Source organism: Desulfotalea psychrophila LSv54, from assembly GCF_000025945.1.
Classification (GTDB): Bacteria; Desulfobacterota; Desulfobulbia; order Desulfobulbales; family Desulfocapsaceae; genus Desulfotalea; species Desulfotalea psychrophila.
In genome coordinates this window covers 2,922,466-2,939,403 of record NC_006138.1, presented here as the reverse complement: position 1 = coordinate 2,939,403, position 16,938 = coordinate 2,922,466, and the positions used below count along the sequence as shown (strand labels likewise).

At 45.7% G+C, this 16,938-nt stretch carries 15 protein-coding genes; 11 read left to right on the top strand and 4 right to left on the bottom strand.

Features of this window, described 5'->3' with window-relative positions:
* Window positions 1-37: 37 nt before the first annotated feature.
* On the top strand, window positions 38-205 hold the full coding sequence (locus DP_RS18060; protein WP_156792307.1) for a hypothetical protein: 168 nt from the start codon (window positions 38-40) through the stop codon (window positions 203-205).
* A gap of 60 nt (window positions 206-265) precedes the next feature.
* On the opposite strand, the gene DP_RS13105 is transcribed toward DP_RS18060, so the two are convergent.
* Window positions 266-1,645 carry a M23 family metallopeptidase gene (locus DP_RS13105; protein WP_011189823.1) on the bottom strand — a complete coding sequence of 460 codons (1,380 nt, stop codon included), beginning with the start codon at window positions 1,643-1,645 and terminating at the stop codon, window positions 266-268.
* 110 nt (window positions 1,646-1,755) lie between these two features.
* Window positions 1,756-3,249, bottom strand: a complete 1,494-nt coding sequence (locus DP_RS13100; RefSeq protein ID WP_041278021.1) for an Rne/Rng family ribonuclease — start codon at window positions 3,247-3,249, stop codon at window positions 1,756-1,758.
* Between the two features lie 301 nt (window positions 3,250-3,550).
* On the opposite strand from DP_RS13100, the gene DP_RS13095 reads away from it, so the two are divergent.
* Window positions 3,551-4,408, top strand: a complete 858-nt coding sequence (locus DP_RS13095) for a glycosyltransferase family 2 protein (protein ID WP_011189821.1) — start codon at window positions 3,551-3,553, stop codon at window positions 4,406-4,408.
* A gap of 254 nt (window positions 4,409-4,662) precedes the next feature.
* Entirely contained in the window at window positions 4,663-5,091 is a 429-nt protein-coding gene (locus DP_RS13090; RefSeq protein ID WP_011189820.1) for a single-stranded DNA-binding protein, read from the top strand.
* A gap of 393 nt (window positions 5,092-5,484) precedes the next feature.
* Here DP_RS13090 and DP_RS13085 read toward each other — a convergent pair whose 3' ends face one another.
* Window positions 5,485-6,939: an SDR family oxidoreductase gene (locus tag DP_RS13085; protein ID WP_011189819.1), complete on the bottom strand. Its 1,455-nt coding sequence runs from the start codon at window positions 6,937-6,939 to the stop codon at window positions 5,485-5,487.
* Window positions 6,932-7,879, bottom strand: coding sequence for a YbgA family protein (locus DP_RS13080; RefSeq protein ID WP_011189818.1), 948 nt, complete (start codon window positions 7,877-7,879; stop codon window positions 6,932-6,934). The genes DP_RS13085 and DP_RS13080 overlap by 8 nt, the downstream gene beginning before the upstream one ends.
* A 123-nt stretch (window positions 7,880-8,002) precedes the next feature.
* On the opposite strand from DP_RS13080, the gene phrB reads away from it, so the two are divergent.
* From phrB to DP_RS13030, 8 genes are all read left to right on the top strand, one after another.
* Complete coding sequence (gene phrB, locus DP_RS13075) at window positions 8,003-9,379, top strand: deoxyribodipyrimidine photo-lyase (RefSeq protein WP_011189817.1); 1,377 nt, start codon at window positions 8,003-8,005, stop codon at window positions 9,377-9,379.
* 299 nt (window positions 9,380-9,678) lie between these two features.
* Entirely contained in the window at window positions 9,679-9,861 is a 183-nt protein-coding gene (locus DP_RS19295; protein ID WP_083818991.1) for a DUF2878 family protein, read from the top strand.
* 1,230 nt (window positions 9,862-11,091) lie between these two features.
* Complete coding sequence (locus DP_RS17065) at window positions 11,092-12,339, top strand: PP2C family protein-serine/threonine phosphatase (RefSeq protein WP_011189815.1); 1,248 nt, start codon at window positions 11,092-11,094, stop codon at window positions 12,337-12,339.
* Complete coding sequence (locus DP_RS17060; RefSeq protein WP_011189814.1) at window positions 12,329-13,879, top strand: protein kinase domain-containing protein; 1,551 nt, start codon at window positions 12,329-12,331, stop codon at window positions 13,877-13,879. Before DP_RS17065 ends, DP_RS17060 begins: the two co-directional genes overlap by 11 nt.
* Before the next feature lie 14 nt (window positions 13,880-13,893).
* Window positions 13,894-14,106, top strand: a complete 213-nt coding sequence (locus DP_RS13050) for a hypothetical protein (protein ID WP_041278018.1) — start codon at window positions 13,894-13,896, stop codon at window positions 14,104-14,106.
* Window positions 14,107-14,123: 17 nt separating this feature from the next.
* Window positions 14,124-14,321 carry a hypothetical protein gene (locus DP_RS13045; protein ID WP_011189812.1) on the top strand — a complete coding sequence of 66 codons (198 nt, stop codon included), beginning with the start codon at window positions 14,124-14,126 and terminating at the stop codon, window positions 14,319-14,321.
* Window positions 14,322-14,535: 214 nt separating this feature from the next.
* Window positions 14,536-15,753 (top strand): FHA domain-containing protein, encoded by a 1,218-nt coding sequence (locus tag DP_RS13040; protein ID WP_011189811.1) that lies wholly within the window; start codon window positions 14,536-14,538, stop codon window positions 15,751-15,753.
* Window positions 15,754-16,334: 581 nt separating this feature from the next.
* Window positions 16,335-16,631: a hypothetical protein gene (locus tag DP_RS13030; protein ID WP_041278016.1), complete on the top strand. Its 297-nt coding sequence runs from the start codon at window positions 16,335-16,337 to the stop codon at window positions 16,629-16,631.
* Window positions 16,632-16,938 lie beyond the last annotated feature (307 nt).

Here is a 16,938-nt window from a genome sequence, read left to right as displayed (position 1 = left end):
AAAATCTATTTAAGCAAATACCAGATAGGGAGAAAAAATGCACTTATTTGAAACAGAAGAGGGTGATAAATGGGTTTGTATCACCTGTGGTATCGAGAAAGAAGACATGATACGAGAGAAGAAGTGGGAGTATATCTTTGATAACGCAGATCAAACCCTTCGCTGTTCTATCTGTGGTCATCCTGACTATGAGATAGAAGATTAATATCTGTTTCACCAGCTTTTTCATGTTTATGAAAAAGCTGGTGAAAAGGGTGGGGCGACCTTACATTCTTGAGTCAAGGATCGGGTCGTCGATGTTCACCTTAATCCATTTTCTATCCCACCATTCACGTGGATTGACAAAGGTACCATGTACCAGTATGGAAAAGTGGAGATGGTCTCCGCCGGCCATGCCTGTTGCCCCTGTAAGGCCGATGGTAGCCCCCTTGGTGACGTCTTCTCCGACGGCGACGTTAATTTGGCTGAGATGGGAGTAGAGACTGAAAATTCCCTGGCCATGATCAAGCATGATCATATTTCCATAGATTCCCAGGTAGTCAGCATGGACAACCTTGCCTGTATTAGACGCCTTGACGTGGGCCCTTCTGGTTGAGGCCAGATCCATCCCCAGGTGTACCTGTTTGTCTATCAGTCTGTTCTTGTAGTAATAACTTCGGCGTTCAGCAAAACCCGCAGGGGATGATCCGGCCATTCTGCCAAATCTGCCCTGCCAGAGGCGATTTGGCTCAGATGTTTCACATATCTTGGCAATGGCAGCATTGTTGTCGTGACGCATCTGGTTGTTGATGAAGACGTATTTTGTTACCCTGTCACCCTCCATCTTATAGGAGGAGTTTTCTTCAAATTCCGGGATTTTTTTTGCAAGGAATCGATCGTTGATGTTGATTCGATCCTTTACCTTCGGACTTGCCTTGAAGGTGGTGGAAAAAACCATCTTGCTATAATTTCCGGCCTGATCCGTTGCACTGATGAAAATTTCAGAGATGCTTTCAGTATTATATGGGAGGGCGAAATAGGAGATGAAAACATCCTTACGGCCATCCTGGAGAGGGAATCCCTGATTGAATTTACCGTTGACGGTAACCCCGCTGAGGCTTTTTGCATCATCAACCCGGTAGATGACGATACCGGATCCACCGGACCAGATATATCCCTCGGTGTAGATTGGTCGAATCTTGGGAGCCTTGGTATCGAGAACAACCTTTTTGCTTATCGTTGTCTTATTTCCAGCTAGGAAATTACGGGCAGAAAAATCCTGAGCCTCAATAGAGATGGTGATCTCTCCATCTTTGAAGCCGGATTTTATCGGATCAAAAAACACCTGCTGGCTCTCTTTCTTCGGGCCAATTTCTCCTATATAGTTTGTTCTGGGGAATACCTTGCTATAGAGATCGCGATTAATTCCATTCTGCTCAGCGACAACCAGAAGTGAGCGAAGACCACTGTCCTCGTCGGTGACAGTGAAGCTTATTTCGCCTTTTTTGCCAAGGTACTGGAGGTTGCTGTTCAGGGTGATTTTGGGTGCTTGCTGCTCAAAAAAGAGGAAGTATGCGGCAAAGCCTCCGCCAATAAGAATGAAAAAGAGGAAGATTAAAAAAACCTTAGCGAGGGAGAGGGTTCTACGATTACGTCTTCTTACCATGGACGAGCCTATTTAGGTGATGGGGTAATGATTAGGGAATCTTAAAGCATTTCCTCTGTTAAGATTTCTGCCTTAGAGTAAAATTATTTTATAATTGCAATTTTGCCGCTCTACTGTTGCCAGATAATTTCATATTTCTCTATATGAAGATCCTTGGAGGAGGCAACGATAATTCTGCGGCCAATATCTTTTTCCACCGTACCCAAGGTTAGCTCTTCTTCGTTTTCAAGTATATCGGCAATGCGTGGATGAACCCGAAGGGTCACGGTGGTGCCGTGATTTTTGTTGGTGTGACGACTGAGCTTACGAAAAATGTCATAACAGATTGTGCGCCGGGACTTGATCATTCCCTCTCCTGAGCAGTAATGGCAGGATTCACACATGAGCTGATAGAGATTCTCACTGCTTCTCTTACGAGTCATCTGCACGAGGCCAAACTCTGAAAGTTTGAGGATATTGATTCGGCTCTTGTCTTTTTTTACTGCCTCTTGGAAGGTCTCATAGAGCTGTTCACGGTGCTCCGCTGATTCCATATCAATAAAGTCAATAATGATAATACCACCAATGTTGCGTAGGCGTAATTGGTCGGCAATTTCTTTTGCCGCTTCGATATTTGTCTTAAAAATGGTGTCGTTCAGGTTGTTTTTGCCGACAAAACGACCTGTGTTGACATCTATGACAGAAAGGGCTTCGGTGCTCTCAATGATGATATAGCCACCGGATCTGAGCCAAACTTTTTTCTCTATTGCCTTTGCTATTTCAACCTCAATATTATAGGCGTCAAACAGAGGTATAGGATCCGTGTAGAGGGAGATTTTATTGTGGAGCTGGGGGGCAAATGTTTTGACAAATCCCAGGAGCTTTTTATAGTCTTTTTCGTCGTCAATGATCAGTCTATCAACGTCAATGGTGAAGAAGTCCCTGACAGAACGAAGTGTTATGTCGAGATCTTCGTGGATGAGTTCTGGCGACTTGGCATGACTGATTTTTACAATAATTTCGTCCCAGAGGATGAGGAGAAACTCCATATCTGCCTCAAGCTCTTCTCGGGTCGCATGTTCGGCAACTGTTCTGACAATAAAGCCGACACCTTCGGGTCTGATCTCTTCTATCTGTTTCTTGAGCTCTTCCCGTAATGTCTCGTCATCAATTTTTCTGGAGACACCAATATGGTCTGTTTGGGGAATGAAGACAAGATTACGACAGGGCAGAGTTATGTGGCAGGTTAGGCGGGCCCCTTTGGTACCTATTGGATCCTTGGTAACCTGAACAATAATGTTTTGCCCTTCAGAGAGGAGGTCTTCTATGCGAATGCCCTGGGTACGCGGGTTGGTGCTGGCGTTGCGGGCCGGACAACCTACTTCGAGGTTCTCAGGTAGAAATGATACGTCGTCTACATAGAGAAAACCGGTTCTCTCCAGGCCAATGTCAACGAAGGCGGCCTGCATACCAGGGAGCACACGTACGACCTTTCCCTTGTAAATATTTCCCATCAGACCCTTTTCTGTAGGGCGCTGCATATGGAATTCACTGAGATTTCCGTTTTCTACAAGAGCAAGACGCACCTCGTAGCTTCTCGAATTAATTAATATATCTGTAGACATGCCAATCCAAACTATTGAATTACTATATTCTTTATGAAGCCTCTGCTGCGGATAAGGCATCATGCTTATTTTTCATGTTTTTGGTTATCTAGGGAAAAGGGGCGGCGAATGTTTTACGACGTGGTTGCTGTGGACGATAAGCTTTTCACGTCTCCTTTAGACTAGGTTACTCTTGCATCCTTGAAGTATAATGTCTATCTTTTGTCGGAGCAAAGAGCTGTGCTAACTCAAACAGCAGTATAATTAGATGAGTCCCGAAAAGCTATAGAAAATCATTATTTTAAAAACAAATAGCCAATTTATGAATTTTGCCCCAATTTCAGTTGTTATCCCAACTTATAATAGAGATCAATATCTTGTCCGTGCCATTGATTCTGTGCTACGTCAGTCCCTTAGGGTCGCGGAGATTGTCATTGTCGATGATGGCTCCACCGATGGGTCTGAGGCCCTTATTCGGCAAAAAAAAGCAGAGCAGGGGGTGCCGATTCGCTATATTTATCAAAAAAACCAGGGTCCTGCTGCCGCCAGGAATAATGGCCTTCAGCATGCCTCCTCTGATTATATCGCCTATCTGGACTCCGATGATCACTGGCATAAAAAAAAGATAGAAAAACAGTATGGGGCCCTGTGCGCTCAACCAGAAATGCGTATAAGTCACACCTATGAAAAATGGTTGCGGCGAGGGGAACATCTTAATCAAAAGAAGAAACATATTCCCGGGCATGGCGATATCTTCGCCCACTGTCTGCAGCTCTGCGCTGTGGGGATGTCAACGGTAATGCTCCACAGGTCAATTTTTAGTGAGGTGGGGCTCTTTGATGAGGGAATGCGCTGCTGTGAGGATTATGACTTTTGGCTTCGGGTCAGCTGTCGCTATCCCTTTCTCCTGGTAGATGAGCGCCTTACCATAAAAGAGGGCGGTCGGGATGATCAGGTCTCCTATCAGTACCGGGTTGGTATGGATCGTCTGCGTATTGATGCTCTGGAGCGTCTTCTTCTCTCCGCCCGGCTCAACCCTGCTCAAGAGCTCCTTGCTCGCAGGGAGTTGGTGCGTAAGGCCCATATTTTTGGGGAGGGCGCTGTTCGTCATGGCCAGGAGGAGATTGGTCTACATTATCTGCAACTGGCAGATAAGTATCAGTTGCAGGAGAAAAATTAAAAGCAGATAAAAGACTTGGGACCCAGAGAGTTTCTGTTTGTTTTTACCCGAAAGGTAGAGGGCTTTGCTCTAAAGTCTGGCCCAGAGTGGTGCAAGGTGGGCGGCTCTTGATCGTATCTTGGATCGTCTTATCGGTTTTTAAGCTTGCCTTTCATGCTGAAATAATAAATAGAGTATATTTTCTTTTTCATTCACTGTACTATTTAAACAAATGCTCTTTTAGAGATAACTATCCTTTTTTTGGGAGATAAAAGATGATAAATAAGGCAATTTTAATTGGTAATCTAGGCGCAGATCCTGAAATTCGTAGCACCGGTAACGGAACTCAGGTGGCAACCCTGAGATTGGCTACCACCGAGCGTTGGAAGGATCAGAGTGGCCAAATGCAGGAATCCACTGAATGGCATCGGGTTATTGCTTGGGGCCGTCTTGCTGAGATCTGTGGCGAGTACCTGAATAAGGGTGCCCGGGTATATATCGAGGGAAAAATCCAGACCCGCAAATGGCAGGACCAGAGCGGTAACGATCGTTACTCAACGGAGATTGTAGCCCGAGAGATGAAGATGCTCAGCCCTCGTGGCAGCAACAACTCCTCCGATAGCTCTTCCGCAGGTGAGAACTCCTTTCCTGAGCCTACCGGCCCGGATGCCTACGGTGGAACCGGTAACGACGTACCCTTCTAGCATTTAGGGAATCTTGAAAAATAGTCTTTTCTTCAAATCTCTGCGTTGCATGAAAAATTTCATCCTCGGAATATCAGATATATGCCTGCGGTAAAATTTTTCATGCGCCTTGATCTTTATTGAAAAGCTTAATTTTTCGAGCATCCCTTTAGAGAGTGCTATGTTCTCTTAAGAGGCTGTGACTTTTTGTCACAGCCTTTTTTTTTGATTTTAAAAAACTATTTTGGCAGATTAGTGATTGATTTTGCTGGTTTTTAAACTCAGTGGATATTTGAGTTCATGCAGAGTTTATTTGTCGACAGTCCTTAGTGCCTAAAGACCTTTGGCTGGCGGAGTGTTTGCAGAAGTTAAACTTTCTTTGAGCTGATAGTTCTCTTTTGATATTATCTGTGGTTATTTTTCTATTCTTCTTGCCGTTTTGACAATTGTTTTGGCTAAGTTGTTGAAAATAAAGCGGTGATAAGGAAGAGCCGAGTACCAATATAATCTTCCCCATAAACCCTTGGGCAGAAAATGAGCTGTTTGCACCAGTTGATTTGAATGCACGTCAAATTCGAGCCAAGCCTCGCCTGGAATTTTCATCTGGGCATGAAGAAGAAGTCTTTTTCCTGCTTTGAGATCAGCAACTTTCCAGAAACCCAGAGCATCGCCGATACGTAAATCAGAATTTAATCGTCTTTCACTGCTGAGACCATAGGCGGCAATTTTGTCCATCGTCCCTCGGCTCATCCAAAGGAAGTTATATCTGAACCAATCTTTTTCTCCGCCAATGGAGCAGGCTGATAGAAATATGTCTTTCTGTTGTTCTCCTCGAGCAAAGGGGACAATTCTGGTATCTCGCAATATCGCCCCAGGAGGGTTGTCAAAATCCTTGATATTACATGCCTGCTGTGCGTTGGAGTCACACCAGCGGTTTATAATCTGGTTTCGCTCAAGTTCATCCATGGCGTGCTCAACAGCCTGTTTGAAAGAAGATGGCCTGATATCTGGGAAAAGCCGCTCAGCATTATCGTTTTGCAATACGCTTTCACTTTTCAGTCCCTCAACGAGAGCTGCAGCGAGCCTGTAGGGGATGGGGGTGAAAAGTATCAGCCAGTAGGAGGAGAGTCGGGGCGTGAGAACCGGAACGGGGAAGAGATATCTTTTTAATCCCATGACTTCAGCTGCCTGTTCCATCATTTGCTGAAAATTAAGGTCTTCACTGCCTATATCTATAATGAGGTTACCCTGTTGGACAAGGGCGATGGCGGACTGTAAATAGTTAAGAACATCATCAATGCCGATGGGCTGGGTCCGACTGCGAACCCAGCGCGGAGTGATCATCAAGGGCAGTTTTTGACAGAGGTTGCGGATAATCTCAAAACTGGCACTTCCTGAACCGATGATGACTCCTGCCCGTAACCATATTGTTTCAATATCAGATACTCTCTCAGAAAGAATCTCACCCGTTTCAATTCGACTCAGCAGATGTTCACTGGCACTCTCTTTTACTCCCAGGCCGCCAAGATAAATTATTCGTCGAACACCAGCTACGATGCAGGCTTCTCTGAAGTTTGTGGCGCTGATTTTATCAAGGTTTCGATAATTATCTCCTGAATCCATAGAGTGGATCAGGTAAAAGGCCGTATCAATCCCTGTCAATATGGATTTCAAGCTATCTTTATCAAAGGTTGATCCTTCCCTGATATCAACTTTATCGGCGATAGAAACCTGGACCTTATTCCTGTTACGCACCAGTAAGCGAACATTGACAGTGGCGTCTTGTACCAGGCGATGTGTGAGCTTTCTGCCAATATAACCGGTTGCGCCGGTGATAAGAACGGTCTTTTTTTGAGGTTTATCAGGCATGATTACGAAGCCTTAACTCTGTCGGGTGTGGGTTGAGATAATGCTGCTGCTGTAAGTACGATTCATTATATTTTCGTATATAATGGTTCATTAGGGTAATGGGGACAATAAGCGGGATATGGTTGTTTTTGAAGCGAGTGATGACATCCAAGAGCTCTTGCTTCTCATCGCTTGAAAGGCGTTTTTTGAAATATCCCATCATGTGCATGAGAACATTGACATGCTTCTTCACAGTGGGTTTTAGCCTCATGGCCGCCATCAGATTTTCTTGATAAGAGCTAAGAAGTCTTTTTGGCTCTATAGACCCGGCTTCTGCGACAATACGGCCCATTTCCCGGTAGTGATTCTCGCTGTGCGCCCGCAGCAGTAGTTTATGCTGGGTGTGAAAATCTACCAGTTTTTTCAGAGTAAAATCATTAAGAGTGCTCCGCCAACGTTGGTAGAGAAAAACTGATTCTATAAAATTTTCACGTAAAGAAGGATCATGCAGACGTCCTTCCTCCTCGACCGGGACTATTGGGAAATGCTCCATGAAGGCTCGGGCAAAAAGACCGACCCCGATAGTTCGAGGGACATTGTTTTTATCATAAACCTTTACCCGTTCCATGCCCGATGATGGTGACTTGCTCTTAAAAATAAACCCGCAAAGATTTTCCTGCTCAAGCTCTTCAAGGCGGACAGAGGCCCATTTATTCATTTTGTCCGTATGGTCAATGCCCGTTTTGTTGGTGATGAGACGTGGTGACCTGGCATCACCCACCAGGCGCATTGATTCTCTGGGCACTGAAAGTCCACATTCGACTTCGGGACAGACTGGTACAAAGTTAAAAAAATCTCCTAAAGTATCGGTGATATACCTGTCATGTTGGTGCCCACCGTTAAAACGGACCTCATTGCCAAGCAGACAGGAGCTGATACCTATTTTGATTTTTTCATCCATGCCGATAGGCCTCTCAGATAGGGTTGACTTTATGTTTTTTTGCCCCGACTATAGATAGTATCTAACAGGTGGAGGGGGAATAGCAATTGTTAGTTCTATAAATTCTATATACAATTATTAACAATGGATATAAATCGAAGAAACAAAGATATAGTAAGGAGGGGTCGTCGCCTGAAGAACGGGCGTCGGGGCGATGGGCCGGTTGTCTATTGGGTGTCGCGTGACCAGAGGGTTCGGGATAACTGGGCTCTTTTATGGGCCCAACAGGAGGCCATCTCCCGCCAGAAAGGGCTACTGGTCGTATTCTGTCTTGTTCCCGACTACCTTGGTGCCAAATCTAGTCAGTACCTCTTCATGCTGAGAGGCCTTGCTCGTATGCAGAAAAAACTGCATGAGATGAATATTCATTTCACCTTATTTGAACAGTCTCCTGATGATATCCTGCCAGGATTTCTCCGTCAGATTGACGCCCATCTACTTGTAAGTGACTTTGATCCACTACGTATTAAGCGGCAATGGACAGAACAGCTGATAGCACAGGTGGTCACTCCTATTTACCAGGTTGATACCCATAATATCATTCCCGCCTGGATGGTCTCAGACAAGAAAGAGTACGCTGCCTATACCATCCGTCCCAAAATTAAACGCCTACTGGATGATTTTTTAACAGATATCCCTCCTCTTCAGCATCATCCTTTTAGCTGGGCTCACACTTTGGCTCTTGCTGGCTCAAGCTCTCTTGCAAGGGTTATCTCCACGTTGAATTCCTCCGGCTGCGAATTGAGAGGGGCTGGCGAAGCAAGTGCTCAGTTTGCAGCTGATTCTTTTATTAAGATTGGACTTGAAAATTATTCGGAGCGCCGGAACAATCCCTGTCTGAACGGGCAGTCGGGATTATCCCCTTATCTGCATTTCGGGCATCTGTCCGCCCAGCGCCTGGCCTGGGTTGTGTCGAGGGACAAACTACCTATAGAGACCAAGGAGCCTTTTCTGGAGGAACTGATTGTACGGCGGGAACTTTCTGATAATTTTTGCCTGTACGAGCCCTTATACGATACTTTTGCAGGATTTCCTGCGTGGGCCCGTAAATCACTTGATCAGCATCGCTGTGATGAGAGGGCGTATCTCTATTCCTTCCACGATTTGGAAGCAGGCAACACCCATGAACAGCTCTGGAACGCCTGCCAAATTGATCTCGTCCAGAGCGGTAAATTGCATGGCTATTTACGAATGTACTGGGCTAAGAAGATACTCGAATGGACACCTAACCCGGAAACTGCCCTGGAATATGCCATAAGGCTTAACGATCGGTACTCACTTGACGGTCGCGATCCCAATGGCTATGCGGGGGTTGCCTGGTCAATTGGAGGGGTGCATGACAGGGCCTGGGCAGAACGTCCTGTTTTCGGTAAGATTCGGTATATGAATGAGGCGGGATGCCGTCGCAAGTTTGATGTTAATAGCTATATGTCATCTGTTTTTGCCAGGGAGAGAGAGTAGCATTGGTAATCCAGAGTTTTCTCTCTGAGATTGTTCTAATGTTTTAATTTTATGATCTTTGTTGCTGTTATTCTGTCTCTGGCTTTTGGGACCCCGGTTGATTTGGTGCTGTACCTATTACAGATGATATGCAAAGGGGCAGTCAGGGGGAGGTCTTATCTCGGCTTTATAAAGGTGTAGGATGCATCTCTTTACAGTTCAAGTATATCGAAAAAAGAGGATATTCTCAGTAGTGAAATATCCAAGTGCTTATAGCTTGAATATACAGTGGGTATTGACAGGGAAGATTTTGTCTCGGTGTGAATAGCGGTGCCTGTGTTGGTGTCCTGTTGCTCCTCATTCATCTGTTTTTTGTAAAGGTAAGGAGCTTGGATCTGCGGATGCTGGGCTTTCTGCTCGTCGCGGGATTGGTGGTGGATGGAAGCTTGCACCATATTGGCTTTATCAGTTTCACCACAACAGGCTTGCTAATACCACTTTGACTAATGGTTATTTGGTTGGGGCTGGCCATAACATCGTAACATTGCCTTGCCTGGCTGTAAAATAGATCAATGCTCACCATGTTGTTTGACGCTCTGGGGGGGCCTGCTGCATATTGGGCCGGTGTTCGTCTGGGAGACGCCACCTTCAACTGATCCTTATTTCCTTCACGCTACACTCTTGCCCTGGTTTGGACCTTTTTGTGGCCTGTTGTCATGTGTTTTAGTGTTGCCTTGAAAAAATGTCATTAGGTAGTCTCAGGCTTAATCCGATCTTCTGTATATATCTTCTTCCTCCGAAAATTTTTTCCTCCCGCTCTTTTTCTGCGCTGCAAAAAAGCATTCTTTTCACTATATTTCGAGCGTAAATTGTAAAAAATATCTGCGTTAATGGCCCGTTCATGCGTGGGTGACAGTTACGCCGCTTTTTCTAATACTTCAAAAACTTGGCTGTCGCTGCATCTTGGCTTTTTTGTAATTATTTTTGGCGCTAAAGCAGTGAGGACTCTTTTGAGGATTAGAAAATTGAAGGGTTTTCATAAAGATATAACTCCATAAAGGTGGGGTGGAATCACCGCTAGAGTTACCTGTTGTTCTGCTCTCTCTTTGTCGGGAAATGTCTGGCATAGGTGAGTTCTCATGCAGGATATGGTTGGCCGATCCCAAAATGTAGAATCCATTTTAAATAGTGTCTGCCATAATATTATTCAATATTCCTAGTGGTTAGATGATGAGGTGAAATTATCTTGACACATATAGTCATATATTACTATGTGTGTGCTTTGTCATATTATTTAGATGGAAAATGTTGAGTTATTTTATGGGGATCCGTTGACATGAATTTTTCAAGATCAGGCAGCTCAAGCGTTGTTGTCGGAAAACTTCTCTTTGCAACATCGCTATATTGCACCTATGGGCTCAATAGTCCAGAATCTTTGTTTATGAGATAGATAGAGAATGCTTGTGATTATGTCACAAAGAAGAAGCATCATCATAAATGACATGACTACTTTTATTTGATTGGAAAAGGAAGAATGGCATCTTGGTTGTTGGAAGGCAGTTTGTTGCCGTATGTTTGCAGCAAAACGGAGTAGCTCGTCTGAGTCAGACTAAAGTGCGGATGCTAAGAAATGAAAGATAAAATATTGCTTTTAAAGTGTTCCTTCACATTTAAAAGCATATTTGCTACGAAAGTGTTTGTAATTTGAAAACAGGGGCTACAGAGGAATAATAATGATTCAGTTTTGTCAAATTACTGATATTGGTCGGGTTCGCGATCATAATGAAGACAGTCTCATGTCTGATGCAGATCGTGGCGTCTGGGTAATTGCAGATGGTATGGGTGGCTATGAGGCGGGTGAGGTTGCAAGTGCTATTGTTGTCGAAGCATTTAGCCGTTTGTCTGCTGAAGGTATGGCTCTTTCAGAGGTTCTGGCAGAGACACATCATTGTATACACAGGGCGGTTGAACAAGGGCAAGGTTCTGCGGGAATGGGCTCTACTGCTGTTTCACTTAAGCTAATAGGCAGCAACTATGAAATAGCCTGGGTTGGAGATAGCAGAGCATATCTTTATGACAATCATTCGCTTATTCAGCTGACGAGAGATCACTCTTATGTGCAGCAACTTGTTGATGCCGGTGCCATAACCACGGAAGAGGCGGTGGCTCACCCCCAACGCAACGCGATATCACAGGCCTTGGGTGCTGAGATGAAAGAGGTAAAGCCTGACTCTGTCAAAGGCCGACTGGGCAAAGGTGACAGGCTACTTCTTTGCAGTGATGGCCTAACGTCAGAGCTGTCAGATGCTGAAATTGCTTCAATTCTAAGCTTGAATCAATCACCTGAAACCATACTGCAACAGTTGGTTCAGGCTGCAAATGATAGGGGTGGGAGTGATAACATCACCATCATAATGGTAGATGCACCTGAGGACGCACCTGTCCGGGGGGGGCGAGGTGCCACACGGCCGATGAATGCTGTCGATGTTAATCGCATAAAGAAAACTCGAAAGAAAAATCGTGCTCCGTTCTATGCCCTGGCAGGTTTTCTCTTGGCAGCCATTCCGGTTGTCCTTTGCTTTTGTCTAGGGCAGGGTTCGTTTAGCCCGGCACCGATCCATATGCAAAAAACAGTGTCGGAGATTGATAGGGCCGATCTTCAGGACTTATTGCCAGAAACCAGTGCTGAAAATGGTAGCGATTTGGAATCACGTGAAATATCCCGGGTTGGATTAGGGGAATTGGAGCAGGAGATTACTGTAGATCTTATCCCTGACGAGAGAGGTTCTGATGAATCAGTTGATGATTTTTCTGGATCTGAAGCAGAGATAGTTAACCCTGCGCCAGCTATTGAAAAGGTGAAAGCAGTCACATCTGTAAAGGCTGTTAATGGATACGTTGTGTCAGCCCCTGTATTAATCGGTCCGGAAGCGAAAGGCGTTGACCCACTTATTGAGCAAGGAAAAGTGAATGGAAATTGAACAGGGAACGTTACTCGGTAAATATTGCATCATCGAAAAAATTGGTGTTGGCGGGATGGCTGATGTCTATAAGGCCGAGGATACAGAACTGGGTAGGCAGGTAGCGCTTAAGCTGCTACCACCTGAATTTGCCAGAGATGCAGAGCGAGTAACTCGTTTTGATAAGGAGGTGTGTGCTGCAGCGGCGTTGATGCACCAAAATATTGTTACCCTGTATGATGTGACGCATGTAGATGGCTACCATTTCTATACGATGGATCTCATAACCGGTGGTGACTTAAAAGAGAAGATCAAGCAGGGTCTGTCGCCGGAAGCTGCTGTTAATATCTTGCTGGAGCTTGGCAAGGCATTAAGCCACGCACACGCAAAAGAATTTGTTCATCGTGATATCAAACCTGAAAATGTCCTCTTTCGTGAGGATGGCACTGCAGTACTCACTGATTTTGGGATAGCCAAGGCTGTTGGCACTGCCACCCAAATGACGAAAACCGGGATGTCCATCGGCACTCCGCACTATATGAGTCCGGAGCAGGCTCGTGGCATAGGAGTTGGCTATCGCTCGGATCTCTATAGCCTTGGCATTCTTTTCTATGAGATGCTTGTCGGTAGTGTTCCCTATGATTCCGAAGATACCATTGCCATTGCCTATTCCCATGTGAATGATCCCGTCCCCGAACTGCCATCTCAATTCAGAAAATATCAGCCCATAGTCGATCATCTGCTGGCAAAATCCTCTGCTGACAGGTATGTAGATGCAGCAACCATGGTGCGTGCTATTGAGGATGTTCAGTCGGGTCGCAGACTCTCCAGGCCAAGCCATGCAACTAAAGTAATGAAAGTGGTTCCTGCCCCTTCATCGAAGGCAGGCCTTAAATGGGCTCTGGGCGGTGGGGCTCTGGCGCTTCTTTTCGGTCTTATCGCCTACCTTGTTCTTCTGCAAGTGGGTTCAATCAGTATGGCAATTGGCGGCGGAGGGAGTGGAGAAAATAGTATCTTCGTTTCTTTTCCAGCGCAGCCTGCCCGGTCAGCGAAAGTGGCAAAGGTTGAAGCTGTATCTCTGTTGTCCACCTCTATACTCGTCGTCAGTAGTCGACCTGAAGGGGCAATCGTCTATTTTGATAAACGTAACCTTGGCAAAACGCCTTTAACAGCTACAAACCTTCCCGCTGGCACCCACACCCTGCGGGTAGAGAAAGAATATTATGTAGATGCCTTGGCAGAGGTCACCTTGGTAGATGATCAGGTTGTCAAACGCGATTATGTTCTGGAGCAGGGTCGGGGGACGATTACGGTTTTAAGTGAGCCACCGGGGGCAGATGTCTTTATCGACGGTAAGTTGCAGCGTGAGCAAACTCCGGTAACGGTTGAAAAGATTTTTGCAGGTCGAACGCTTGTTACTGTCCATAAAGATCGATTCTATGACTTGAAACAGGAGGTTTCTATTCAGCATGGAAAAACTGTAAAACTTGATCTGCAGCTTTCGGGTGGTAATCTCGTCCAGCTTAAAGGCGCGTGGATACTGCCAGAAGAAGCGGAATAGAAGAAAAAGCATCCATGGGTCAAATATCCATTACCTCTTCTGCTGCTCATGCCATGGGAAAGATTCTGAAGATAAGCTCTCGCTATCAGCCGGGCATCTATTTGCAACCTGGTCGTTACCATCTTGAAGTAAGTGGAAAATCATATCAGAGTAAAACGCAATGGAAAAAACCGGTGCATGAGGTCTGGCTGGATGTCTACTCTATGGGCAAATATGAGGTGAGCTAGGGGGGTATCAGAAGGTAATGGGTGTCAACCCCTCTGGTCTTGCTCAAGGTAGCAGGTATCCGCTGGAAAATGTTTCCTGGCATGATGCGCAGGATTTCAGCAAACGCTTGCAGGCTAGCTCGGCTCAGAACTATCGCTTAGCCATTGAGGCGGCCGTTGGCTCAGGGCGCCGAGTGGTCAGCTCACCGGAATTATCTCGAGCCAGGCTGGGGTAACAGATAGGTGGGCTTCCGGTCCTTGCTGCAAGAGAGTCGAATGCCTGTGCTTTTTGCTCTTATGTAGCAATAGAGCCTTAGTCATATGGCTATGACTCAAAAAGATATAAAGACATAGCTCCGATAAACGGGATGGATTTAATAACTCCCCGTGAGGGTGAGGTAAGCAACGAAAGGGGTCTGCGGTGTAAACTGCACGACTGAAGGAGAGGGCATGCTCAAACTGAAATTTACTGATCCACAAATGCCAACTGTGGAATTAAACACCACTCGCTTGGCCATCGGCCGGGATAAGAGTAATGATCTGGTACTTGCTGATACTGATATCTCTGCTTTTCATGCAGAGATCCAGACTGAGGAGACTCGTAGTTATCTGGTAGATCTTGGCTCTGCCAACGGCAGCTTTGTTGGGGGTAAGAAAATTGTTGGTCGTCAGGAGATTAGAGCTTGGGATACCATTCGTTTCGGCTCGGTAGATGCAGAGGTTGTAGACCCTGGTCAACGGCATCCCACTACTGTGATGGCTGTAATAGGCGATGCCGATCTTAAGCGCGGCCTCCAGGCTACCACGGTTCGACCGGTCATTGGCGACTGGTCCCTGTTGGGGGCAAACGATCCGGTCAGGGGAAAAGTTTTCCCACTGGTCGGAAAAATGGTAATGGGGCGAGGTCCGGGCTGCGATATTGTTATAGACTCTTCCTGCATATCTGGAAAACATGCGGAATTGGAGGAGAAGGCAGGGTGTCTGCAGATACGCGACCTTTCGTCAACCAATGGTACCTTTGTCGCTGGTAAAAAAATTACTTTTGCCGAGCTGAGAAGCGGTGATGAATTCCGGATTGATGAGGTCGTATTCAAGGTTCAGGGGCCTGTTGCAGATATTTCCAGGACCATGGTTCGATCTGCAGTGGGACTTGGAAAAAAACAAGTCAATAAAGCGGTTGCTGGAACTCAGTTAGGGGCAAATGCTGCTGGAAATCGTCTGGTGGGCAGAGGGGTGTTTAGTGGACAGATCTTCAATCTGAAGGGGGCGGTCCTGACAGTGGGGCGCACTGAGGAAAATGACATTGTTCTCAACGAGGCCACCGTTTCCTCCAGACACGCTCGATTGCTTGTCGTGGGTGGCGGCTGGAAGGTGGAAGACTCTGGTTCCCAGAATGGCACAATCATAAATGGAAAGCCCGTAGAAAGTCAGGAACTTAAAGATGGTGATCTGATCAGCTTTGGTAAAGCCGAATGCTGCTACCAGAATTCTGCTGAGCAAGTCAGCAAAACCAGCACAAAGATTATGGGTGCTGTTGAGGCAGAGACTGTCACATCGGTTAGGGCTGTTGCTAAAAAATCTCTTTTGGCCTGGACTTGGGGCGCCGGTGGTTTTGCTGTGGTAGCACTCTGTTTCGGCGCATTTCTTTTGGCCAATAATTTTAGGTAGAGAGTGGTGTGGCTGTCTCCCCTACTCTTTTCTCGTGTCATTTGTCAGTTGATAGTCCCTGGTGATCAACCTGAAATCAGACCCTCTTTGCTGGTTTTGTCTAAGATAACAGAGCGTTTACAGGCTGTGAAAGCATTTTTTTTCTCCTATGAAAAAGTTCTTGTACTTTTTCTGGAGAATAAGCAGTACCTTTCTTATTCCTGGATAGTTCCCTACTGACAGTGCTGTCGCGGCCGACCACTTTCTTAGCAATTTCGTGGATTGTCAAACCTGCTTTACGCTAACCAGATAGGTGCCATAGTTCTTGGGTGAGAGCGGCATTGTTTTTCATTGAACAGACCTTTGCTTGAAGTGTCGGAACGGAAAACAGTTCCCGCTCATCCATTTTTCAAACTTTAGTTTGTTGTACCTGGGGTCTGTTCCAAAATAAGATGGCCCGAAGCTGAGATGCAAGATGTTCATGTTATTTTCTGACAGGCCCTTATTGTAATACTTCAGCAATGTCCTTGATAAGATGCATGTCACATTAATCACAATGCCCTGTTGTATACAGAGGGCGAAAATTATATTTGAGGTTTCGTATGAATTCATATTTTTTTCTTTTTGAGGTGGAACCACAGTTTGGAAATCTGGTGGGGGCCCATGCTTCCAGGGCAATTGTTCGTGTCTGGGTGTTATCAACCGACATGGAAGAGGCGAGAGTTGCTGTATTACGTTTTTTTAAGGCCAATCTTTGGGAGGTGAAAGAGGAGAAGGAATCTTTTCTAGCAACTCCAGAGCAGGTAGATGGATTGGATGCAGAGGCAGCGTCGAGTTATCGTAAAGCTCAAGCAGAAGGAATCGACGCAACCTTTAATTACTGGCACAGATCTGAGTAACTATTAGTGCTCTGTAAAACTTTATCCACCGTATATTGTTTGCCCTTTTCTCGCGCTGACTTCGTTTCTCATTCGGTCACATAGCGCTGCTAGCATTCGTCTCTTGCCGCGCACCAAAATGGCTCAACAATATTTACGATATCTAAAGCGCTACAAAGCACTGGAAGTAAGGTTGGAGCAAAGATGCCTGTTGTGGCCGAAAGAGAGTAGGGAAAATCGAGTAAGCGAGCAATATATGTATGGGTAAAGGCCAAAACATTGAGGGGACGGGCAATATACAGATGTATAAAGCCTGAAACACCGAAGA